The organism is Streptomyces sp. NPDC050549, assembly GCF_040655035.1.
Lineage (GTDB): Bacteria > Actinomycetota > Actinomycetes > Streptomycetales > Streptomycetaceae > Streptomyces.
Map to the genome: position 1 here is coordinate 80,744 of NZ_JBFAJD010000017.1, position 24,274 is coordinate 105,017.

Here is a 24,274-nt window from a genome sequence, read left to right on the forward strand (position 1 = left end):
CGTGCGTTGTGGTGGGTAAGTGCGGTTCGGTCAGGGCCTGTTGAGGGCGTCCGCCCGTCGTACGACGGCCTCCAGTGCCCGGAACCAGGTGCGGGCCAGGTCCTGCACCTGCTCCTCGGTGAGGAGTTCGGCGGCGTACGCCCAGTGGGCGCTCAGTTCCGGGCCCTCGGGACGGTTCTCGGTGATGGCGTTGAGGGTCAGCGCGTGGGACATCGGCTGGCCGGGATCGGCGTCGAGGTCGGCGGCGTCGTCCTCGGGCGCGTAGGACCAGTCGGCCGCCGCCGGGCGGTCGAAGCGGCCCATGTAGTTGAACTCGATCTGGGGTTCCGCGAGTTGGGCGAGGCGCCGGCCGGTCCCGGCGTTGAGGTGGCGCAGCAGTCCGTGCCCGATGCCGGCCGCGGGCAGCGCGGTGAGGTGGGCGCGGACGCGGGCCAGGGCCGTGTCCAGTGCGGGGCCGCCCGCGAAGGCGTCCGCCGAATCGGCCTCACCCGGGTCGAGTCGCACGGGTACGACGCTGGTGAACCAGCCGACCGTACGGGACAGGTCGGCGTCGCCCGCGAGTTGCTCCTCGCGGCCGTGGCCCTCCAGGTCGACCAGGACGGGCCCGCCCATTTGCCGCGCGCCGAGCGTCCGGGTCCGCCAGTCCCCGACCGCCAGGGCGAACGCGGTGAGCAGGACGTCGTTGACGGTGGCGCCGAAGGCGGCCGGGGCACGACTCAGCAGCGGTTCGGTGACGTCGGCGGGCAGGGTCAGTGAGAGGTGGCGGGTGGTGGCGACGGTGTCCCGGGCCGGGTCGAGCGGGCGGGCCAGCGGGAGTCCGGCGCCCGCCGCGAGAGCGGACGTCCACCACGGCAACTCGTCCTCGGTCGCGGGGTCGCCTGCGCGGGTCCCGAGGAGCCGGGACCAGCGGGCGAACGACAGCTCCACGGGCGCGAGTTCCACCGTACGACCGCCCCGGACAGCTGCCCAGGCGGTGGCCAGGTCGGGCAGCAGCACGCGCCAGGAGACGCCGTCGATCACCAGGTGGTGGACGAGGATCAGCAGTCGCCCGGGCTGTCCGGGTCCGGCGTCGAACCAGACGGCTCGCACCATCGCCCCGTCGCCGGGGTCGAGCCCCGCCCGTGCCGCTGCGGCGTGTTGGGAGATCGCGGCGCGCAGTGCGTTCTCGTCCGCCCCACGTACGTCGGCCCGGGTGAACCAGGTGCTGACGTCGATGTCCTGGGGCGGGGGCACCCGCAGGTTCCACCCCGGTTCGCGGTCGAGCCGGGCCCGCAGCATGTCGTGCCGGGCGGCGAGTGCCTTGAGCACGGCCAGCAGGCCGGGTCCGGTGAGGTCGGCGGGGGTCTGGACCAGGGCCGCCTGGTGGTACGCGGCGATGGGGCCGCCGCGCTCCAGCAGGCCGCGCATGATCGGGGTGAGCGGGACGGTGCCGGTGCCGTCGTCGTGGACGGCGTGCCGTTCGCCGGTGTCGAGCGGGACGGCAACTGCCGCCAGGGCGGCCACGGTTCGGTGCTGGAAGACCTGGCGCGGAGTGACGCGCAGGCCTTCTGCCCTGGCCCGGGCGACGAGTTGCATGGCGACGATGCTGTCTCCGCCGAAGGTGAAGAAGTCGTCGTCCGTGCCGACCGCCTCGGCCGGCAGCCCGAGGGCGTCCGCGAACAGGTCGCGCAGGGTGCGCTCGGTGTCGCTCGCGGGGGGCCGGCCGCCGCCCGTCGCGGTGAAGTCCGGTGCGGGCAGGGCGGAGCGGTCGAGCTTGCCGTTGGACATCAGCGGCAACTGGTCGAGGACGATCACGGCGGCCGGGACCATGTAGTCGGGCAGTACCGCGGCGGCGTGGGCGCGCAGGGCGGTCCCGTCCACGCCCTCGGCGACTGCGTATGCGACCAACTGCCGTATGCCGGACCGGTGTTCGCGGGCCACCACGACCGTCTGCGTGACGGCCGGATGGGTGTCCAACGCGGCCTGGATCTCGGCGAGTTCGATGCGGTAGCCGCGGATCTTGACCTGGTCGTCGGAGCGGCCGGCGAACTCCAGCCGGCCGTCCTCGGTCCAGCGGGCCAGATCTCCGGTGCGGTACATGCGCTCACCGGGCCGGGTGGCGTACGGGTCGGCGACGAAGCGTTCGGCGGTGAGGCCGGGCCGGTCGAGGTAGCCGCGGGCGAGACCGGGTCCGGACAGGTACAACTCGCCGGTGACGCCGGGCGGTACCGGGCGCAGGGCGGTGTCGAGGACATAGGCGCGGGACTCGTGGACGGGGCGTCCGACGACCGGGGTGGCGCTGTCGCGGACCCGGCCGACGAGCGCGTCGACGGTCGTCTCGGTGGGTCCGTAGAGGTTGAACGCCTCGGTGTCCGGCAGCGCGGCGAGCCGGGTCCACAGCGACTCGGGTACGGCCTCGCCGCCGAAGCCGACCACGGCGAGCGGGCAGTCGCCCTCGGTGCCGATCAGTCCGCTGTCCGCCATCTGCGCGAGCAGCGAAGGGGTGACCTCGATGAAGTCGATGCCCCGGCCGCGGATGAACTCGGCGAGGAGTTCGGGGTCACGGCGGGTCTCGTCGTCCGCGATGTGCAGGGCGTGCCCGTCCAGCAGCCACAACTGCGGCTGCCAGGAGGCGTCGAAGGAGAACGACCAGGCGTGGCCGACCCGCAGACGGCGCAGTCCGGTGCGTTCCCTGGCCACCCGGTGCAGATCGTGACGGTGGCTGTGGAACAGGTTGGCGATGCCCCGCTGGGTGACGACGACGCCCTTGGGGCGGCCGGTCGAGCCTGAGGTGTAGATGACGTAGGCGGGGTGGTCGGGGCCGGGGGCGACGGGTTCCGCCTGCAGCAGTCCGTCGGCCGGGGCGTCAAGTCTGAAGACCGGTACGCCCGTTGGCGGCAGCGTGGCGGCGGTCTCGCCCGTGGCCAGGATCAGCGCGGGGCGGGCGTCGTCGAGCATGCCGGTCAGGCGGGAGGCGGGAAGGTCGGGGTCGAGGGGCAGATACGCGGCGCCGGCCTTCATCACGGCGAGGATCGCGGCGATGTGGTCGACGGTGCGGGGCAGTGCGAGGGCCACGATCCGTTCGGGCCCGGCGCCGTGTCCGGCAAGGATGCGTGCCAACTGGTCGCTGCGGGCGTCCAGTTCGGCGAACGTCCAGGTCGCACGGCCGTCCGTGACGGCGATCGCGTCCGGTCCTGCGGCCGCCTGCGCGGCGAACAGCTCGGGGACCGTGCCGAGGCGTTCGGCGTCCGGGAGCGCGGTGTCGTTCCAGCTCTCCAGGACGGTGCGCAGATCGGCGGGACCGAGCAGGTCGAGGCGTCCGACGGCCCGCTCGGGGTCGGCCGCCATCCCGGTGAGGAGGGTGGTCAGGGCATCCGAAATCCGTCGCACGACGGCCGGCTGGAAGAGGTCGGGGCGGAACTCCGCGGTCAGCCGCAGCCGTTCGGCGGGCTCGACGGCCCACGCGAACGGGTAGTGGGTGGAGTCCTCGTGGTCGCGGACGGTCACCCGCGGCCCGTCGCCGTCCTCGTCTGCATCCGCCACCGGATACGACTCGAACACCACCAGTGTGTCGAAGAGTTCACCGAGTCCGGCGGCCCGCTGGATGTCGGCGAGACCTAGGTGCTGGTGGGCGATGAGAGCGGACTGCTCGTCCTGGATTCGCGTCAGCAGGGCGGCGGTGCTCTCCTCCGGGCGGACGTTCACCCGTACCGGCACGGTGTTGATGAACAGACCGATCATCGACTCGGCCCCGGCGAGTTCGGGCGAACGCCCGGCGACGGTGGCGCCGAACACCACGTCGGTGCGGCCGGTGAGCCGACCGAGGAGCACGCCCCAGGCGGCCTGGACAAGGGTGTTGACGGTGACGCCCCGGCGCCGCGCGAACGCCTCCAGCTCCGCCGTACGGTCCGGGTCCAACTCCACGGTGTGGGTGCTCGGTACGACGGCGGCACGGTCGGGGCCGACGGGTGCGAGCCGGGTCGGCTCGGCCAGCCCGCCGAGGGCCTCGGCCCACGCGGCGGCGGAGACGGCCGGGTCCTGGGCGGCGAGGAGGCGAAGGTGTTCGCGGTAGGGGGCGGGCGCGGCCGGGGTGCGGCCCTCGTAGCGGGCCCACAGTTCGGCGGTGAGCAGGGGAAGCGACCAGCCGTCCAGCAGGAGGTGCTGGTGCGACAGCACGAGCCGGTGCCGGTCATGGCCGAGGCGGGCCAGCAACAGCCGCAGCAGCGGGGGGTGTTCGGGGTCGAAGCGGCGCCGCTCCTGGACGAGGAGCCGCTCCCACTCCCCGGGGTCGTCCGTGAGGTCGAGCTGCCGCCACGGCAGTACGGCCGTACGCGGTACGACGGCCACGGGCCGCCCGGAGGACAGGTGCCGGAAGCCGCTGCGCAGGTTCTCGTGCGCATCGAGCACGTCCTGCGCGGCGGTGTGCAACCGGTCGGCGTCGAGGGGGCCTTCGAGGTCGTAGGAGACCTGGACGGTGTACACGTCCGGTCCGTCGTCGCCGGAGTCGAGGGCCGCGTGGAAGAGCAGGCCGGCCTGGAGCGGGGAGACGGGCAGGACCTCGGTTCCGGCGGGCAGGGCGGCGAGTTCGGCGCGCTCGTCGTCGGTGAGGTCGAGCAGCACGGTGTCGTCGTGGCGCTCGGCGGAGACCGCGGTCGCGGTGACGGTGGCCAGCCCCGCGGCCGACTTGTGGCGGAAGACGTCACGCGGGCTGAAGGTGAGCCCGGCGACGCGGGCGCGGGCGACCAGCTGCATGGCGACGATGCTGTCTCCGCCGAGGGAGAAGAAGTCGTCCTCGACACCGACGCGTTCGAGACCGAGGACGTCCGCGACGAGCGCGCAGAGGATCTCCTCCAGCGCCGTGCGCGGCCGGGTGTCGGTGACCTCGGCGGCGAAGTCGGGGGCGGGCAGGGCACGGCGGTCCAGTTTGCCGTTGGGGGTGAGCGGGAGAGCGGCCAGGATGACGACGGCGGCCGGGACCATGTGGTCGGGCAGCGAACGGGCGGTGTGCGCGCGGAGTCCGGCGGACTCGGCCGGGGCGCCGGCCGGTACGACGTACGCCACGAGCCGTTCGTCCCGTACGAGGACGGTGGCGTGCGCGACGTTCGGATGGGCGGCCAACACGCTCTCGATCTCGCCGAGTTCGATACGGAAACCGCGCAGCTTGACCTGGTCGTCGGCGCGGCCGAGATACTCCAGCTCCCCGTCCCGGGTCCAGCGGGCCAGGTCGCCGGTGCGGTACATACGGGCGCCGGGTTCGGTGGCGTACGGGTCGGCGACGAAGCGCTCGGCGGTCAGGGCGGAGCGGCCGAGGTAGCCGCGCGCCAACTGGACCCCCGCCAGGTACAGTTCGCCGGCCACACCCGGCGGTACCGGGCTCAGGGCCGCGTCGAGGACGTAGGTGCGGGTGTTCCACACCGGGCGGCCGATCGGCACGGTGGCCGGATCGGCGGTGACCTCGTGAGCGGTGACGTCGACGGACGCCTCGGTGGGGCCGTAGAGGTTGTGCAGACGTGCGGTCGGCAGGACCTGGTGGAAGCGGGCGGCCAGCGGGGCGGGCAACGCCTCGCCGCTGCACATGACTTGGCGCAGGTCGACGCATCCGGCCGCGGTGGGTTCGTCGAGGAAGGCGCGCAGCATCGACGGCACGAAGTGGGCCGTGGTGATGTGCTGACGCTTGATCAGTCCCGCGAGGTAGACGGGATCCTGGTGGCCTTCCGGGCGAGCCACGACGAGGGTGGCGCCGGTGATCAGCGGCCAGAAGAACTCCCACACCGACACGTCGAATCCGGCCGGGGTCTTCTGCAGGACGCGGTCCCCGGCGTCGAGGCGGTAGGTGTCCTGCATCCACAACAGGCGGTTGGCGATGCCCTGGTGAGGGACGGTGACGCCCTTGGGGCGGCCGGTGGAGCCGGAGGTGTAGATGACGTAGGCGGGGTGGCGGGGGTCGTGGGCGGTGGGCAGGGGCGCGTGTGCCGGGTGGCCGGGGGTGCCGTCCGTGTCGACCGTGAGGGTGGGCACGTCCGAATCCGGGAGGTTGACGCCCTCCGTGGTGACCAGGCAGACGGGGCGGGCGTCGGCGAGCGTGTGGGCGAGGCGGTCGGCCGGGTAGCCGGTGTCGAGGGGGAGATGGGCGGAGCCCGCGCGGTGGACCGCGAGCAGGGACACCACGAGGGCGAGGGAGCGCGGCAGGGCGACGGCGACGACGGCCTCCGCCCGAGCGCCGTGCGCGACGAGGGTGTGCGCCAACCTCTCTACGCGAAGGTCGAGTTCGGCGTAGGTGAGGGTGGTGTCCTCGAAGACGACCGCCGTGGCGTCGGGGGTGCGGGCGACCTGGCAACGGAACAGCTCGGGCAGGGTGGGCTCGGGGACGGTCCGGGTGGTGGCGTTCCAGTCGGTGAGGACGAGAGCGCGTTCGTCGTCGTGGAGGACATCGAGCGCGGCGAGTCGTCGGTCCGGGTCGGTGGCGACCTGCGCGAGCAGTGACTCCAGGCGCTCGGCGAGGAGTTGGGCGGTCGACTCGTCGAAGAGGTCGGCGCTGTACTCGATCCAGCAGTGCATGCCGTTCTCGCCCTGCTCGACGAAGTCGAAGCTGAGGTCGAACTTGGCACCCTGCTGGCCGAGTTCTTCGCGTCGGGCGGTCAGGCCAGGCAGGGCGGGGTTGGCGCCCTCGTCGTCGAGGTGGACGACCATCACCTGGAACAGCGGGTGCCGGGCCAGCGAGCGGGCCGGGTTGACCGCCTCGACCAGACGCTCGAAGGGCAGGTCCTGGTGTTCGTAGGCTGCGAGGTCGGTGTCCCGGACGCGGCCGAGCAGGTCGGCGAACGTGGGGTCGCCGGACAAGTCGGTGCGCAGGACAAGGGTGTTGACGAAGAACCCCACCAGGTCTTCGAGGTTTTCGTCGGCCCGTCCGGAGATCGGTGCGCCGAGCGGGATGTCGTCCCCGACGCCGAGCCGGTGCAGCAGCGCGGCGACGGCGGCCTGGGTGACCATGAACATACTGACGCCCTGGCGACGGGCCAACGCGCGCAGTTGTCCCGTCCGTTGGGCGTCGAGGGTCAACCCGACCGCGCCGCCCCGGTGGCTGCTCTCCAGCGGGCGGGGGCGGTCGGTGGGCAGTGCCAGTTCGTCCGGAAGACCTGCCAAGGCGTTCTGCCAGTAGGCCAGCTGACGGGACTGACGGCTGTCCGGGGCATAGGGGTCGCCGAGTGCGCCGCGGTGCCAGAGGGCGTAGTCGGCGTACTGCACGGGCAGCGGAGCCCAGGCGGGCGTCCGCCCCTCGCGACGGGCTTCGTAGGCGGTGGCCAGGTCCCGCCACAGGGGTCCGTCGGACCACTGGTCGCCGGCGATGTGGTGCAGCACCAGCAGCAGGACGTGCTGGTCCCTTGCCAGCTCGAACACATGGGCGCGCAGCGGGAGTTCGCGGTCGATGTCGAAGCCGAGCGCGGCGGCCTCGGCAAGCCGGCCGGGCAGTTCGGTCTCGGTCGCCCGGCTGTGGTGAAGGGGTACCGAGGCCCGGTCCAGCACGACCTGGTGGGGACGGCCGTCCCGCTCGGGGAAGACCGTGCGCAGGCTTTCATGCCGTACGGCCACGTCGTCCAGGGCGGCTGCCAGGGCGTCCCGGTCGAGCGTGCCGGTCAGTCGCCAGGCGGCCGGGATGTTGTAGGTGGCTCCCGGGCCCTCGATGCGGTGCAGCAGCCAGAGGCGCTGCTGGGCGTAGGAGAGCGGGAGTTCGTCGGGGCGGTCGGCCGGGACGAGGGCGGGCAGTCCGCCGGCCCGGTCGTCGAGGCGGGCCGCGAGCTGTGCGGGAGTCGAGGCCTCGAAGACGGTACGGACGGTGAGGTCGGCGCCAAGTGCCGTACGGACGCGACTGACCAGGCGCATGGCGAGCAGGGAGTGGCCTCCGAGGATGAAGAAGTCGTCGTCGGCGCCGACGCGTTCGAGGCCGAGGATGTCGCCGAAGAGTCCGGCGAGGATCTCCTCGCGGGGAGTGCGGGGCGGAGTGCCCGCGTCCGTGCCGGTGGCCGTCGTGAAGTCGGGGGCGGGCAGGGCGGCCCGGTCGAGCTTGCCGTTGGGGGTGAGTGGCAGCGCGTCGAGCGTCACGAAGGCGGCCGGGACCATGTGGGCGGGGAGGGCGGCGGAGATGTGGGCGTGCAGGGCCGTCACCTCGATGGGCCCGGCCGGGACCACGTACGCGACGAGGGCCTGCTCCCGGACCACCACGACCGCGTGTGCGACGGCCGGGTGGGTGGTCAACGCGGCCTCGATCTCGCCGGGTTCGACCCGGAAGCCGCGCACCTTCACCTGGTCGTCGGTGCGGCCCAGGTACTCGATCGTCCCGTCGGCGTTCCAGCGGGCCAGGTCGCCCGTTCGGTACATACGGGTGCCGGGCGCGCCGTACGGGTCGGCGACGAAGCGTTCGGCGGTCGGACCGGGCCGGTCCAGGTAGCCGCGCGCGAGCTGGACGCCCGCGAGGTACAACTCGCCCGGGACGCCCGGCGGTACCGGGCGCAGTCCGGCGTCGAGGACGTAGGTGCGGGTGTTCCACACCGGGCGGCCGATCGGCACGCTCTGCGCGTCCGATCCGATCTCCACGGCCGTCACGTCGACCGAGGCCTCGGTCGGGCCGTAGAGGTTGTGGAGTTCGGTGGTGGCCAGGATGTCGTGGAAGCGGTGGGTGAGGGCGACGGGGAGGGCCTCGCCGCTGCACATCACGCGGCGCAGGCCGGTGCAGTCCGCCGCGGCCGGTTCCTCCAGGAAGAGCTGGAGCATGGAGGGCACGAAGTGGGCGGTGGTGACGTCCTGTTCGCGGATCAGCCGGGCCAGGTAGGCCGGGTCGCGATGGCCCTCGGCGCGGGCGACGACCAGAGTGGCGCCCGTGATCAGGGGCCAGAAGAACTCCCACACCGAGACGTCGAAGCTGGACGGCGTCTTCTGCAACACCCGGTCTGCGGCCGTGAGTTCGTACGCGTCCTGCATCCACAGCAGCCGGTTGACGATGCCCTCGTGCGGGACGACGACGCCCTTGGGGCGGCCGGTGGAGCCGGATGTGTAGATGACGTATGCCGGGCTCGACGGGTCGTAGGACGTGGGGAGTTCATCTTCGGGGCCGGTCGGCAGGGTGTCGCGGACGACGTGGACCGGGCGCGCGTCCTCGACCATGAGCGCGAGGCGCTCCTCGGGATAGTCCGGGTCGAGCGGGAGGTAGGCGGCGCCGGCCCGGTGGACGGCGAGCAGGGCGACGACGAGTTCGTGTGAGCGCGGCAGCGCCACGGCCACGGTCCGTTCGGGACCCGCGCCGAGTGCGGCCAGCACCCGTGCGGTGCGCTCCACTTGAGCGTCCAGTTCCGCGTACGTCAGCGGCTGTCCCTCGAAGACGAGGGCCGTGGCGTCGGGCGTGCGGGCCGCCTGGGCGCGGAAGAGTTCCGGCAGGGTGGTGGCCGGGACGGGGTGCTCGGTGGCGTTCCACTCCCCCAGGACCAGGGCGCGTTCGGTGTCCTCCAGGAGGTCGAAGTCCCTTACCGCGCGGTCGGGTTCGGCCGCAGCGTGGTCCAGGAGACGGGCCATGCGGCCGGCGATGTGTTCGGCGGTCGACTCGTCGAAGAGGTCGGTCGCGTACTCCAGGAGCAGGACGACACGGTCACGACCGGTCTCGTCGACGAACGTGAAGTGGAGGTCGAACTTGGCCATGCCGGTGTCCATGTCGAACCACTCGGTCCTGAGGCCGAGCACGTCCGGGTCGCCGTCGGGGCGGTGGTGGTAGCCGATCATGACCTGGAAGAGCGGGTTGCGGCCCGCCACGCGCGGCGGGTTGAGGGCTTCCACCACCCGGTCGAAGGGCAGGTCCTGGTACTCGAAGGCCGCAAGGGACGACTCCCTTACCCGGCCCAGGAGTTCACGGAAGGTCAGCTCGTCGCCGGACACGTCGGTGCGCAGGACCAGGGTGTTGACGAAGAAGCCCACCAGGTCGGCGAGGGCCTCGTCGGTGCGGCCGGCGATGGGGGCGCCGAGCGGGATGTCGTCGCCCGCGCCGAGCCGGTTCAGAAGTGCGGCGGTGGCCGCCTGGAACAGCATGAACATGCTGGTCCCGGTGGCGGTGGTGAGGTCGCGCAGGGCGTGGCCTGTGGCGGTGGGCAGCTCCAGGCGGACCTTGCCGCCGCGGCCGGTCGGCTGGGCGGGCCGCGGCCGGTCGGCGGGCAGTGAGAGTTCGTCGGGCAGACCGCTCAAGGTGTCGGCCCAGTGACTGAGTTGGGCCTCGCCGGTGCGTGCGAGGAGGTCGTCCTGCCAGAGCGTGTAGTCGGCGTACTGCACCGGCAGCGGCGCCCAGTCGGGTGCCCGTCCCTCGCGGCGGGCCGCGTAGGCGGTGTCGAGGTCGGCGAGGAAGGGGCGGTCGGACCACTCGTCGGTGGTGATGTGGTGCAGGACGACGGCCACCACGTGCTCGTCCGGGCCGAGCCTGAACACCTCGCAGCGCAAGGGGAGTTCGGTGGTGAGGTCGAAGGGGCGGCGCTGGGCGGACTCGATCAGTGCGGGCAGTTCGTCCTCGGCGCAGTCGGCGACCGTGCAGGCCGGGTCCGCCTCTTCAGCCGGGACGATCCGCTGGTACGGCTCTCCTTCGTGCGTCGGGAAGAACGTGCGCAGCGCCTCGTGCCGTCCGGCGACATCGCGCAGGGCGGCGGCCAGGGCCTCGGTGTCGAGGGTGCCGCGCAGCCGGAAGACCAGCGGGAAGTTGTAGGCGACACCACTGCCGGTGATCTGCTCGACGAGCAGCAGCCGTCGCTGGGCGGCCGACAGCGGGATGCGGGCGGGCCGGTCGGTGACGGGGGCGATCGCCGGACGGGCCGGGCTCGCCGCGTCCGCACGGCCCGCGAGCAGAGCGGGAGTCGGGGCTTCGAAGAGGTCGCGGATGGCGAGTTCGGCGCCGAGTTCGGTGCGGGCGCGGCTGACCAGCCGGGTGGCGAGGAGTGAATGGCCGCCCAGGTCGAAGAAGTTGTCCTCCGCGCCGACCTCGGGCAGGCCCAGCACCTCGGCGAACAGCCGGCAGAGCACCTCTTCCTGCGGGGTGCGCGGGCCGCGTCCGCCGCCGAGGGCGACGGCGGGTTCGGCGTCGGGCAGGGCGCGGACGTCGAGCTTGCCGTTGGCGTTCATGGGCAGGCCGTCGACGGTGACGAAGGCCGACGGGACCATGTAGTCGGGCAGTTCACGGCCCAGGTCCTCGCGCAGGCGGCGCACGAGCGCGCTCGCCTGGCGGGCGGCGGTGGGGTCGTTGGCGTAGGGACGGGTGCCACCGCCGGGCCTGAACAGGCCGCCGGTCAGGCGGAGTTCGGACGCCTTCAGGAAAACGGCGTCGTACGTCCCCTGCTGCTCCGACCAGGTCGTCAGCACCCGGTGTCCGGCCGCCGTGCCCATTTCGTGCAGGTGCTCGGGGTCGACGCCCGTCCCGGTCGTGCGGCCGTCGGGGATGCCGGTGACGCGGAGTGTCTCGGGCCGTTCGCCGCGCGGGCGTTCCGCGGTGGCGCCGGTCGCGGTCCAGCCGCCGCGCAGGAGTTCACCGATCGCCTCGGCGGACGTCCGGTCGCCGCGCAGGAGTTCGCCGACGGTGTTGCCGGTGGCCCAGTCGACGGACGGGATGTTGTCCAGGCGGACGTCCGGGTCGTCGGCGTAGAGGACCACGTCGTAGCGGTGCCGGGACAGCTCGTTGTGGTGCTCGGCGCGCTTGGTGCGGAGGTCGACGCCGTAGCCGAGGGTGGTGAAGTAGTCGGGGTCCACGAGGAGTTCCTTCTCCAGGCGCAGGCCGCGTTCCACCGCCCGCTCCAGGTCCGCTTCGGCGGTGCCCCGGGCGCGCTGGATCTCGGCGTGGAAGGTGTCGGCGAGCCGCAGGTTGCGGACGTCGCCGACGAAGAGGGCGCCGCCGGGCGCGAGCAGGTCCATCAAGCCGTGCAGCACGGTGGTGAGGTGGTCGATGCTCGGGAAGTACTGGATGACGGAGTTGATGACGATGGTGTCGAAATAGGCGAACGGCAGCCCGCTCAGGTCCTCGGCCGGGCGGCAGCGGAGCTCGACCTTGACGGCGAGGGCGGGGTCGCGCCGCACCTCCTCGCCGATCTTGCGGATGACGGGTGCCGCGAAGTCGGTGGCCCAGTAGGCCTCCGCCTCCGGGGCGAGGCGGGACAGCAACAGGCCTGATCCGACGCCGATTTCGAGGATGCGGCGGGGCTTGAGGGCACCGATGCGGGCGAGGGTGGCCTCGCGCCATTCGTGCATCTCCTCGAAGGGGATGGGCCTGCCGTCGTAGGAGCTGTCCCAGCCGTCGTACCGCTCGGTGAAGACGGCGGTGCCGATCTCCTCGTACTCGTCGGAGTAGATCTCCTGCCACTCCCCCACCTGGGCGGCCTCGGCGGCGGTGCGCTCGGACGGGTCGGCGCCGGAGGGGACGACGTAGCCGACGAGGCGTTCGTCGCGGACGACGACGGCGGCCTGGGCGACCAGGGGGTGGCGGCTGAGGGCGGTCTCGATCTCGCCGGGTTCGATGCGGTAGCCGCGGATCTTGACCTGGTCGTCGGTGCGGCCGAGGAAGTCGAGGTTGCCGTCGGGGTTGCGTCGCACCAGGTCGCCGGTGCGGTACATGCGCTCGCCGGGCTCGCCGAACGGGTCGGCGACGAAGCGCTCGGAGGTCAGCGCGGGCCGGTCCAAGTAGCCGCGGGCCAGGCCGATTCCGGCGATGTACAGCTCGCCGGGGACGCCGTCGGGCACCGGTCGCAGCCAGGCGTCGAGGATGTGGGCGCGGGTGCCGCGGATGGGCTTGCCGACGGTGGGGGTGTCGCTGTCGAGGGTGCCGCCGCCGAGGGTGTTGATGGTGTACTCGGTCGGCCCGTACAGGTTGTAGCCGTATGTGCCCTCGGTATCGCGCAGTGCCGTCCACACGGTCTCGGGGACGGCCTCGCCGCCGAGCAGCACCAGCGGCGGGACGTGGCCTTCCAGCAGGCCCTGCTCGATCAACAGCCGCGCATACGTGGGCGTGACGTTGACGACGTCGATGCGGTGGCGTTCGCAGTAGGCGACCAGCGCTTCGGCGTCGCGCCTCAACTCCTCGTCGCAGACGTGCACTTCGTGGCCCCCGACCAGCCAGAGCAGTTCCTCCCACGACATGTCGAAGGCGAAGGACACGGTGTGCGCGATGCGCAGCCGTCGGCCGCCGGCCGAGGCGATGGCGGGTTCGAAGATCTCCTTCTGGTGGTTCAACTGCATGTTCGTCAGGCCCCGGTAGGGGGTGACGACGCCCTTGGGACGGCCGGTGGAGCCGGAGGTGTAGATGACGTAGGCGGGGTGTTCGAGACTGAAGCGGCGGTGGACGGGAGTGTCCCGTTGAGCCGCCAACTCCCCCTTGGTCTCCGGGTCGTCGAGCAGGACGCGGGCCATATCGCCGTCCAGTGTGGCGGATACGACCGTGGTGCTGAGCAGGAGGAGCGGGCGGGCGTCGGCCAGCATCAGGGAGATGCGGTCGGCCGGGTGGTCCAACTCCAGGGGGAGGTAGGCCGCTCCGGTGCGCAGGACCGCGAAGAGGGCGACGACCATGTCGAGGGAGCGTGGCAGGGCGAGGGCGACTACCTGCTCGGGGCCCGCGCCCCGGTCGATCAGCAGCCGGGCCATCCGGTTGACGGCCGCGTCGAGCTCGGCGTACGTCATGCTGCGCTCGCCGAAGACCAGGGCCCGCTCGTCCGGAGTGCGTTCGGCCTGCGCGGCCAGCAGGTCGGCGATGGTGTCCTCGGGGTCGGGGACACGGCCGGCCGCCGACTCCCGCCGTAGCGCCGCGTGTTCGGCGGGGAGGAGGGAGTCGAGGGAGCCGACCGGTGCCGTGAGGTCGGCGGTGAGGCGGTCGACGAGCAGCGCGAAGCGGTCGAGGAGGGCCTGTGCGTGGGCGGTCGGGACGAGGTCGGGGCGGTGGGTGAGGGTGACGGCGATCTCGCGGCCGGGGGTGACGACGAGGTTGGCCGGGTAGTGGGTGGCGTCGACGTTGGCGACGGCGGTGGCGCCGTGCCGGGTCCTGAGGTCGCCCAGCCGCTCCTCGGTGTCGTTGTTGCGCAGCACGAACAGCGTGTCGAAGAGCTTGCGGTGCCCGGTCTCGGCCTGGAGGACGCCGAGACTGAGGTGCTCGTACGGCATCAGGTCGAGGCGTTCGCCCTGGACGCGGCGGAGCAGGTCGAGGACCGGTTCGGCGGGGTCGAGGGCGATGCGGGTCGGGACGGTGTTGAGGAACAGGCCGATGATGTTGCCGACGTCCGGGACCTCGCTGGGGCGCCCTGCGACGGTCGTTCCGAACACTACGTCGGCCCGGCCGGTCGCGGAGGCGAGGGTGAGCCCCCAGGCCGCGTTGAGGATCGTGTTGAGGGTCAGACCGTGGACGGAAGCCAACTCGCGGAGTCGGTGGCCGAGTTCGGCGGAGAGCCGGGTGTCGAGCTGGTCGGGGATGACCGGTTCCAGACCGTCGGCCGCGGTGGGCGCGAGCAGGGTCGGCTCGTCGAGACCGGCGAGCGCGGCGCGCCAGGCGGCGGTGGCGACCGAGTCGTCCTGCTCCTCCAGCCAGGTCAGATAGTCGCGGTAACTGCCGGGCGCGGGAAGGGCGTCGGCGTCACCGCCCGTCTCGTAGAGCGCGAACAGTTCGTCGAGGAACAGCCAGGCCGACCAGCCGTCCCAGAGGATCAGATGGCGGCCGACGACGAGCCGGTCGCCGCGCTCCGCACCGAGGCGGAGCAGGAGGAGGCGGAAGAGCGGGGGTGCGGACAGGTCGAAGCGGCGGTTGCGCTCGGCCTCCGTCAACTCCCGCAGGAGGGCGTCCTGTTCGGCCGCCGGGAGGAGGGAGAGGTCCACCTCTTCGAGGGGGATCCGCGGGTCCTCGACGATGAACTGCACCGGCTGGTCGAGGCCGTCGCTGGTGAAGCCCGCGCGCAGGCCCGGGTTGCGGTCGAGGAGCGTGCGGACGGCCGCGCGCAGGCGGGTGGTGTCGAGACGGGTGGCGAAGTCGAAGGTCTCGTGGACCGTGTAGACGTCCAACGCGCCTTCGTCGTACGCCGAGTGGAAGAACAGGCCCTCCTGGAGGGGAGCCAGCGGCCAGACGTCGGCGACCTCCGCCGGGGCGGCGACAGATCGGACCCGGGCGTGTTCGGCCTCGGTCGGGGTGAATGCCTCAACACGGTCGGCGGCTACGGCCGTTGCGGTGCCGGCCGCCAGCGCGAGGGCGGCGGGCGTGCGGTGGGTGAACACGTCGCGCGGGCTCAGGTCCAGGCCCGCCGCGCGAGCGCGGCTCGCGACGCCGATGGAGCTGATGCTGTCGCCGCCGAGCCGGAAGAAGTCGTCGTCGGGGCCCGCGTCCTGGATACCGAGGACGGCCGCGAAGATCTCGGTGAGCTGCTGCTCCAACGGCCCTGCGGGCAACCGGCGTTCAGCGCGCTCGGCCTCCGGGGTGGGCAGCGCTGCCTGGTCGAGCTTGCCGCTGGGGGTGAGCGGGAGGTCGGCAAGGACGACGCACGCCTCGGGGACCAGGGGTGCGGGCAGTGCCTCCGCGAGGGCGGCGCGCAGCTCTGCGGGGTCGACGTCGGCTCCGGACGCCGGGACCGCGTAGGCGATGAGCCGCTGGTCGCGGATGACGACGGCGCCCCGCGCCACTGCGGGGATGCGCGTCAACTCGTCCTCGATCTCGCCGAGTTCGACGCGGTTGCCACGCAGTTTGACCTGGCGGTCGGTGCGGCCGAGGTAGTCGATCGTGCCGTCGGGGCGGCGGCGTACGAGGTCGCCGGTGCGGTACATGCGGGCGCCGGGCTCGGTGGCGTACGGGTCGGCGACGAAGCGTTCGGCCGAGAGCGCGGGGCGCCGGTGGTAGCCGCGGGCCAGCTGGACGCCGGTCAGGTACAGCTCGCCGGGAACGCCGTCGGGGACCGGGCGCAGGCAGGAGTCGAGGACGCGCAGGCCGGTGTTCCACACGGGGCGGCCGATGGGCACGGTGGTGTCGGGTGAACCGTCGTAGGGGTGATACGTCACGTCGACGGCGGCCTCTGTCGGGCCGTAGAGGTTGTGGAGTGGGACGCCGGTCAGCTCGTGCCAGCGGTGGGCCGCGGAACCGGACAGGGCCTCGCCGCTGCTGAACACGCGGCGCAGGCCGGCCGCCCATGCGGGGTCGGCGGTGACCTCGTCGGAGGCGAGGAAGGCCTCCAGCATCGACGGCACGAAGTGCATCGTGGTGATGCCCTCGGTCCGGATCAGGCGGGCCAGATAGGCGGGGTCGCGGTGCCCGTCGGGGGCGGCGAGGACGACGGCGGCGCCCTCGCGCAGCGCCCAGAAGAACTCCCAGACGCTCACGTCGAAGCTGGACGGTGTCTTCTGCAACACCCGGTCGTCGGCGGTGAGTCCGTACTCGCCCTGCATCCAGGCCAGCCGGTTGCCGATGGCTCGGTGGGTGACGACGACGCCCTTGGGGCGGCCCGTGGAGCCGGAGGTGTAGATGAGGTAGGCGGGGTCGTCGGGGCGGGCGTGGTCCTCGGCTCCGCCGAACAGGGCCTCTTCGCCCTCCGCGTCCACCCGCAGTACGTCCAGGCCCTCGACCGGGGGGAGCCGTTCCGCGTCCCGTTCCGTGGTGACGACCGTGGTCGCGCCCGAGTCGGCCAGCATGTACGCGAGGCGCTCCGCCGGGTAGTCCAGGTCGAGGGGCAGATAGGCGGCCCCCGACTTCAGGACACCCAGCAGAGTCACCATCAGCTCCGCCGAACGGGGTACGGCGACGGCGACGAACTGTTCGCGGCCGACGCCCCCGGCCCGCAGTCGCGCCGCCAACTCCTCTGCTCGGGCGTCCAGTTCGGCGTAGGTGAGAGTGGTCGTGCCGTCGTACAAGACAGCCGTGGCGTCCGGGGTCCGCGCGACCTGTGCGGCGAACTCTCCCGCAAGGGTGGTGGCCGGGACCGGTCGGGTCTCCCCCGCCGGGTGGGCGGCGGTCAGCTCGTCCGGGGTGAGCAGGTCGAGGTCGGCGACACGGATGCCGGGGTCGCCGGCCAGGGCGTGCAGGACGAGGGTGAGTCGGTCGGCGAGGGACTGCGCGGCATCGGCGTCGAGGCGCCCGGCGTGGTGCTTGAGGCGCAGGTCGAGGCGGCGGCCGGGCTTGACGACGAGGGCGAGGGGGTAGTGCACGGCGTCGTGGAAGGCGTGTCCGGCGACGGTGATCGTGCCGGTGGGGTCGGTGATGCCGGGGGCACCCTCGCCACCGGGGTAGTTCTCGAACACCACGAGGGTGTCGAAGAGTTCGCCGTCGCCCGCGTGGCCGGTGGCGCGCTGGATGTCGGCGAGGCCGAGGTGCTGGTGGTCGAGCAGCGCGCTCTGTTCGTCCTGGAGCCGGTCGAGTAGCCCGCCCAGAGTGTCTCCGGGGGCCCAACGCAGGCGGGTGGGCAGGGTGTTGATGAACAGGCCGATCATCGACTCGATGCCGTCGACGGCGGCGTCACGTCCGGCGACCGTCGTACCGAACAGGACGTCCTGGCGGCCCGTCGTCCGGCCGACGAGCAGGCCCCAGGCGCCCTGGACGAGCGTGCCCAGGGTGACTCCGCGTTCGCGGGCGCGGGCGGTGAGCCGTGAGGTGATGCGCTCGGTCAACTCGACGCGGATCTGAGCGGGTTCGAGCGGTCCGGCCGGCGCGGGGGTGGCGACGAGACGGGTTGGCTCGTCGACACCGGCGAGTGCGGTGCGCCAGGCTGCGCGGGCCGCGTCGCGGTCGGCTCCGGCGATCCGGCGGAGGTAGCCGCGGTAGGGGGCGACTTCGGGGAGGGGGGCGGGGTTCTCTCCGTAGAGGGCGAGGAGTTCGCGGTGCAGGACGGGCAGGGACCAGCCGTCCGCGACGATGTGATGGAACGTCAGGACCAGTCGGCTGCGGTCCTCTCCGAAGCGGATGAGGGCACAGCGGATCAGCGGCGGGCGGGCGAGGTCGAAGCGGTGGGCGCGTTCGTCGGCGGCGACGGCCTCGGCGAGGGCACGGCGGACCGTTGGGTCGTCCTGCGCCGCCAAGTCGACTTCGTGCCAAGGCAGTTCGAGGCCAGTGGCGATGAGCTGGACGGGGCGGCCGTCGGGCGTCCGGCGGAAGCAGGCGCGCAGCGGGGCGTGCCGGTCGACGAGTCGCTGTGCGGCCGTACGCAGCAGGGTGCCGTCGACCGGGCCGGACAGTTCGACGACCTGCTGCACGACATAGGCGTCGTGTTCGGCGCCGTCCACCAGGGCGTGGAAGAAGAAGCCCTCCTGGAGGGGGCCGAGCGGCAGCGCCTCTTCGACAGTGACCGGGAACTCGCCCTGCACCGTGGTGAGTTCGTCCTCACTCAGGGGCTGCCACAGGGTGGCGGTCGGGTCGTGGGCCGTACCGGTGCGGGCGACCGTGACGAGTTCGGCGACCGTGCGGTGCCGGAACACGTCCCGTGGGGTGAGTTCCAGGCCTGCCCGGCGGGCGAGGATGAGAAGTTGGACGGCGACGATGCTGTCTCCGCCGAGCGCGAAGAAGTCGTCGTCGACGCCGACCGAGGGGACCTTCAGGGCCCGCGCGTACAGGTCGCAGAGCAGTTGTTCGCGAGGGGTCTCTGGTGCCCGGCCCGGGCTGAGTCGCCGGGTGGGGTCCGGGACCGGCAGTGCGGCGGCGTCGAGCTTGCCGCTGGGGGTGACGGGCAGCCGGTCCAGCGGGACGAAGGCGGCCGGGACCATGTAGTCGGGGAGGAACTCGGTGGCGTGTGCCCGCAGGGTCGACATCAGGGCGTTGACGTTGCGGAAGGGGGCGGGGCGGTTGGTGAGCGGGCGGCCGCCTCCGGGGCGGTACCGGGCCTGTGCCTCCGCTTCGAGGGCGAACACGGCGTCCAGGCTGCCGTCCTCGGCGTCCCCGTTCCAGGTGAGCGCCAGCTCGTAGCCGTGTCGCTCAGCGATCTCGTGCAGGGTCTCGGGGTCCACTCCGTAGGGTCCCGTGGCCGGCCTGCTGCTGTCGTCGAGGGCGTCGAGCGCGGCGAGGTCGTCGGCGAGCCGGGAGTTGGGGATGCCGGTGACGCGTGCGCGGGGCGGGCGGCCGGCGAGCAGCTCGTCGAGCGCCCGGAGCGAACCGAGCGCGGGCCAGGGTGAGTCGGGAGTCTCCTCGGGTGCGTCCGACTGTGGTCGCAGCACGACGTCGTAGCGGTAGCGGGTGAGTTCGTTGTGGTGGGTGCCGCGCTTGACTCGGATGTCGGCGGTGAGGCCGTCGAGCGCGGTGAAGTAGTCGGGGTCGACGAGGAGTTCGCCCTCCCAGGCGACGGCCCGGTCCACGGCGACGCGCAGGGCTTCCTTGTCGTCGTCCGCGTCGTCGCGCGCCCGTCCGCTCTCGACGGCCGCGCTCAGGGTGCGGAGCAGTCGCAGGTTGCGTACGTCGCCGACGAACACCGCGCCGCCGGGGGCGAGGAGGGCGGTCGCGTCCTGGAGTACGCCGGTGAGGTAGTCGCCGCCGGGGAAGTACTGGACGACGGAGTTGACGACGATCGTGTCGAAGTGGCCCTCGGGCAGTCCGGTGAGGTCGTGCGCCGGGCGGGCCAACAGGGTGACCCGGTCGGCGAGTTCGGGGACGGCGGACACCTGGGCGTCCAGGGCGCGTACGGCTTCCTCGGAGAGGTCGGTGCCCCAGTACTCGGCGCAGTCCGGGGCGAGCCGGGACAGCAGCAGGCCGGAGCCGACGCCGATCTCCAGGATGCGGCGGGGCCGTAGCGCGCGGATGCGGTCGAGGGTGGCCTCGCGCCACTCGCGCATGTCGGCGAGCGGGACGGGGAGGCCGTCGTACATGCTGTTCCAGCCGGCGAAGTTCTCCTCGAAGCCGTCCGATCCGGCGGCGGAGTAGAGGAGTTCGTGCAGGTCCTTCCAGTCGGCGACGCCCTCGTCGGGGGTCGCCCCGGCGTCCAGCGAGGGCACGACGTAGGCGGCGAGGCGGCGTTCGCCGGGGCGGTCCTCGCGGACGACCACGGCGGCCTGGTCGACGGCCGGGTGGGAGCGCAGCACGGACTCGATCTCGCCGGGTTCGACGCGGAAGCCGCGGATCTTGACCTGGGTGTCGACGCGGCCGTGGAACTCCAGTCGGCCGTCGGTCTTCCAGCGGACCAAGTCGCCTGTGCGGTAGAGGCGTTCGCCGGGTGCGGCGGCCAGGTCGGCCGGGGCGGCGACGAAGCGTTCGGCGGTCAGGGCGGGGCGGCGGAGGTAGCCGCGGGCCAGGCCGTCGCCTGCGAGGTAGAGCTCTCCCGTGACCCCGGCGGGGACGGGGCGCAGCCGGTCGTCGAGGACGTAGGCGCGGGTGCCGGGGTCGGGTCTGCCGATGGGCACGATGGTGCCGGCCGGGGTGTCCGGGTCGCAGAGGCCGAGGGTGGAGTTGGTGGTGGCCTCGGTCGGGCCGTAGGCGTTGAACATCATCCGGCCGCGTGCGTAGCGGCCGACCAGCTCGGGCGAGACGCGTTCGGTGCCCGCCAACAGGGTTGCCTCGGGCGGGAGTCGGACGTCCTCGGGCATGGCCGCGAGCAGCGCCGGCGGGAGGATCATGAAGGTGACGCCGTGCTCGTTCGCGTAGTCCGCGAGGGAGGCACCCGGGACTCGGCGGTCGGCGGGGACGACGACGAGACGGCCGCCGGAGAGCAGGCCCAGGCACAGGTCCCAGAACGCGACGTCGAAGCTGGGTGAGGCGAACTGGAGGACCCGGCTGTGCGGGCCGATTCCGAAACGTTCCTGCTGGGTGGCGACCAGTTTGGCGACACCCGCGTGGGACAGCACGGTGCCCTTGGGGCGGCCGGTGGAGCCGGAGGTGTAGATGACGTAGGCGGCATGCGCGGTCGTCAACTCGTCGGCGATGGAAGGGCCTTGGGCCGGGTGGTCGGCCAGTTCGGCGACCGTCCCGGGGGCGTCGAGGACCAGCGGGTCGAGGCCCGGCGGGAGGTCGGGGGCGATCTCGGCGGTGGTGACGAGGCAGACCGGGCGGGCGTCGGCGAGCATGTGGGCGACGCGGTCGGCCGGGTAGTCGGTGTCGACGGGCAGATAGGCGGCACCCGCCTTCAGGACGGCGACCTCGGCCACGATCATGTCGGCGGAGCGCGGTACGGCGAGCGCGACGACCTGTTCGGGACCGGCACCCCGGGCCACCAGCGCGTGCGCCAACCTGGCCGCGCGGGCGTCGAGTTCGGCGTAGGTGAGGCGGACGTCCTCATGGATGAGGGCCACCTCGTGCGGGCGGGCGGCGACCTGGTCGGCGAACATGCGCGGCCAGGTGAGCGCCGGCACGTCGTGCGCGGTGTCGTTCCAGTCGTGCAGGATCCGGCGCCGTTCGTCGGCGCCGAGGAGTTCGAGGTCGGCGACCCGGGCGTCCGGGCGGGCGAGGGCGTCGGCCAGGAGGGTGCCGTAGTGGCCGAGGATCAGGTCGACGGTGGCGGATGCGAAGAGGTCGGTGCGGTACTCCGCGCTCACTTCCTGGTCGGTCACCGTGAGCGCCAGGTCCAGTGGGCCGCTCTCGTCCCAGGGGTCGGTGCCGAAGCCCGTGGCGCACAACAGGCCGCCGCCGCGCAAGGGTTCGGGGGCCAGGAGCCGTAGGAGATCCGTGGTCGGCAGGGGGTGGGCGGCGGCCTCCGCGCGTACGGCGGTGATCTGGTCGCGGAGTTGGGCGAACGGGGTGTCGCCGTCGATCGTGACGCGCAGCGGGAGGCCTTCGTGGGCCACCGCGGTCTCGGTGGCCGTCGTGCCGCTGTAGCGGTGCAACAGGGCGGCGAAGGCGGCGAGTCGGGTGGCCGGGTCGGCCGTGATGTCGAGTGTGGCCGTGCGGCGCGCGTGGGACACCGGGGCGTCCTGGCGTGGCGGACGGGGGTGGTCCAGCGGGAGTGCCGTCTCCGGTACCGGAGAGGCGAAGCGCCGTCGCCAGAAGTCGTTCGTCGCCGTTGCCCGTGCCGAAGAAAGCGTGTTGCCCGCCACAGCTGCCCGTGCCTCCCAATGCGTGCGGAACGGCTCAGCGGAGCCGCGACCGCTCGCATAGTAAGGTAAGCATTGCCTTACTTGATAGACCTTCCCTGAACCGCAGGCCCATGTCACAGCCACTGAGGTTATGCTCACCTAAGCTGCTGGCCGGGCCGTCCGGTGGTCCGCCAACAGGGCTCCAGAGCACGGAAGATGACCCGGAAGACGACATGGAGACCGGCACGTGGCTTCAGGCAGAAGGCTTCGCACCACGGTGCTGGTGACCCTCGTCGTCGCCCTCCTCGTTCTGCTGTGCCTGCTGTCCGTCGCGCTGGGCGCGCTCAGCGTTCCGCTCGACCAGGTCGTGCGCTCGATGCTGGGCCATCCGCCCAGCCGGCTGATCGACAACGTCATCTGGTCCGTGCGCGTGCCGCGCACCCTGCTCGGCCTGACGACGGGTGCCGCGCTCGGCCTGTCCGGCGCGCTGATGCAGGCCCTGACCCGCAATCCGCTCGCAGACCCGGGGATCCTCGGGGTGAGCGCGGGCGCGTCCTTCGCGATCGTCCTGGCGGTCGGCGTGCTCGGGGCCACCTCGCTGTACGGCTATGTGTGGTTCGCGTTCGGCGGGGCGCTGGTCGCGAGTGTCGTGGTCTTCTTCCTCGGGCGGCTGGGCCGGTCCGGGGCGACGCCGGTCAAACTGGCGCTCGCCGGGGTCGCCGTCACCTCGCTGCTGCAGTCGTTCACCAGCGCCGTCGTGCTGACCGACCAGGACGCGCTGGACCGCTACCGCTTCTGGTCGGCCGGCACCCTGGCCGACCAGGACTCCGGCGACCTGGTGCGCATCCTGCCCTTCCTCGCCGTGGGCACCGTACTGGCGCTGTCCTGCGCGCCCGCCCTCAACAGCATGGCGCTGGGCGACGACGTGGCCGCCTCCCTGGGGCGGCGGCTGGGTCCGGTACGGCTCCAGGGGGTCACCGCCGTGGTGCTGCTGACCGGCGCGTCCGTCGCCGTCATCGGTCCCGTGGTCTTCCTCGGTCTGGTCGTCCCGCACATCGCCCGGGTCCTCGCCCAGTGGGTCGGTATCGGCCCCGACCACCGGTGGCTGCTGCCGCTGTCCGCCGCGCTCGCGCCCGTGCTGCTGCTGTCCGCCGACATCCTCGGCAGGATGGTGGACCGCCCGACCGAGATCCAGGCCGGCGTTCTCGTCGCCTTCCTCGGCGGCCCGTTCTTCATCGTCCTGGTCCGCCGCCGGAAGCTCGCGGAGGTATGAGCGTGTCCGCACCACCGTCACCGGCCGCCCTGGGCAACCGGCCGTTCCGGCTCACCGTCCCCCCGGTGTCCGGCGTGCTGCGTCCGCGCCTGCTCCTTACGGGAGTTGGCGTCGCGGTCGGCGCGTTCCTGCTGTTCTGCTGGGGTCTGACGATCGGCGACTACCCGGTGGCGTTCACGGACGTCGTCCGGGCGCTGGGGGGTTCGGGCGACGCGGGCACGGTCATCGTCGTACAGGATCTGCGGCTGCCGCGCGCGCTGGTCGGGCTGCTGGTCGGGATCGCGTTCGGGGTCTCCGGGGCCGTGTTCCAGACGATGACCCGCAATCCGCTGGCCAGCCCCGACATGATCGGGCTCACCGAGGGAGCCGGAACCGCCGTCGTGGCGGCGGTCGTTCTGGGCTGGACCGGCGGACTCGGGCTGTCCACGCTGGGGTTGCTCGGCGCGCTGGTGACCGCGCTGCTGGTGTACGCGCTGGCGTGGAAGGGCGGGGCCACCGGGTACCGCATCATCCTCGTCGGCATCGGGGTGTCCTGGATCTGCTCCAGCGCCACCAACTTCCTTGTGGCGCGCGGCAATCGCTTCGAGGCGGAAGCGGCCCTCGGCTGGCTGGTCGGCAACCTCAACGGCCGGACCTGGGGCCAGGTCGACTCGCTGGCCGCCGCCCTGGCCGTGCTGCTGCCGGTCACGCTGGGCATGGGCCGCTGGATGCACACGCTGATGCTCGGCGACGACGTGGCCGCCGGGCTCGGCACACCTGTCCAACTCGTCCGGCTGGCACTGCTGTTGGCCGGGGTGGGTCTGGTTGCGTTCGGTACGGCGGCGGCCGGTCCGGTGGCGTTCGTCGCGCTGGCCTGTCCGCAGATCGCCCAGCGGCTGGCGGGCACCTCCTCGCCGCCCCCGCTCGTCTCCGGACTCACCGGCGCGTTCGTCGTCCTCGGCTCGGACCTCCTCGCCCGTGAGGCGATCCCCGGGACGGAACTGCCGGTCGGTATCGTCACCGGCGCCCTGGGCGCGCCGGTCCTGCTGTGGCTGCTCATCCGCGTCAACCGCGCGGGTTCTGGAGGCTGATCGC

General features: G+C 72.6%; 3 protein-coding genes. 2 read left to right on the forward strand and 1 reads right to left on the reverse strand.

Going from position 1 to position 24,274, the window contains the following annotated elements; genetic code table 11:
* Positions 1 to 30: 30 nt before the first annotated feature.
* Positions 31 to 21,948 carry a non-ribosomal peptide synthase/polyketide synthase gene (locus AB0I51_RS24640; RefSeq protein WP_362978502.1) on the reverse strand — a complete coding sequence of 7,306 codons (21,918 nt, stop codon included), beginning with the start codon at positions 21,946 to 21,948 and terminating at the stop codon, positions 31 to 33.
* A 226-nt stretch (positions 21,949 to 22,174) separates the two neighbouring features.
* Here AB0I51_RS24640 and AB0I51_RS24645 point away from each other — a divergent pair, with 226 nt between their 5' ends.
* Positions 22,175 to 23,200: an iron ABC transporter permease gene (locus AB0I51_RS24645; RefSeq protein WP_362978504.1), complete on the forward strand. Its 1,026-nt coding sequence runs from the start codon at positions 22,175 to 22,177 to the stop codon at positions 23,198 to 23,200.
* Positions 23,197 to 24,270, forward strand: a complete 1,074-nt coding sequence (locus AB0I51_RS24650) for an iron chelate uptake ABC transporter family permease subunit (protein WP_362978506.1) — start codon at positions 23,197 to 23,199, stop codon at positions 24,268 to 24,270. The genes AB0I51_RS24645 and AB0I51_RS24650 overlap by 4 nt, the downstream gene beginning before the upstream one ends.
* Positions 24,271 to 24,274 lie beyond the last annotated feature (4 nt).

Excerpts from the sequence above, each read along its gene's own strand:
- AB0I51_RS24650 (WP_362978506.1), top strand. The coding sequence starts at position 23,197 with ATGAGCGTGTCCGCACCACCGTCACCGGCCGCCCTGGGCAACCGGCCG.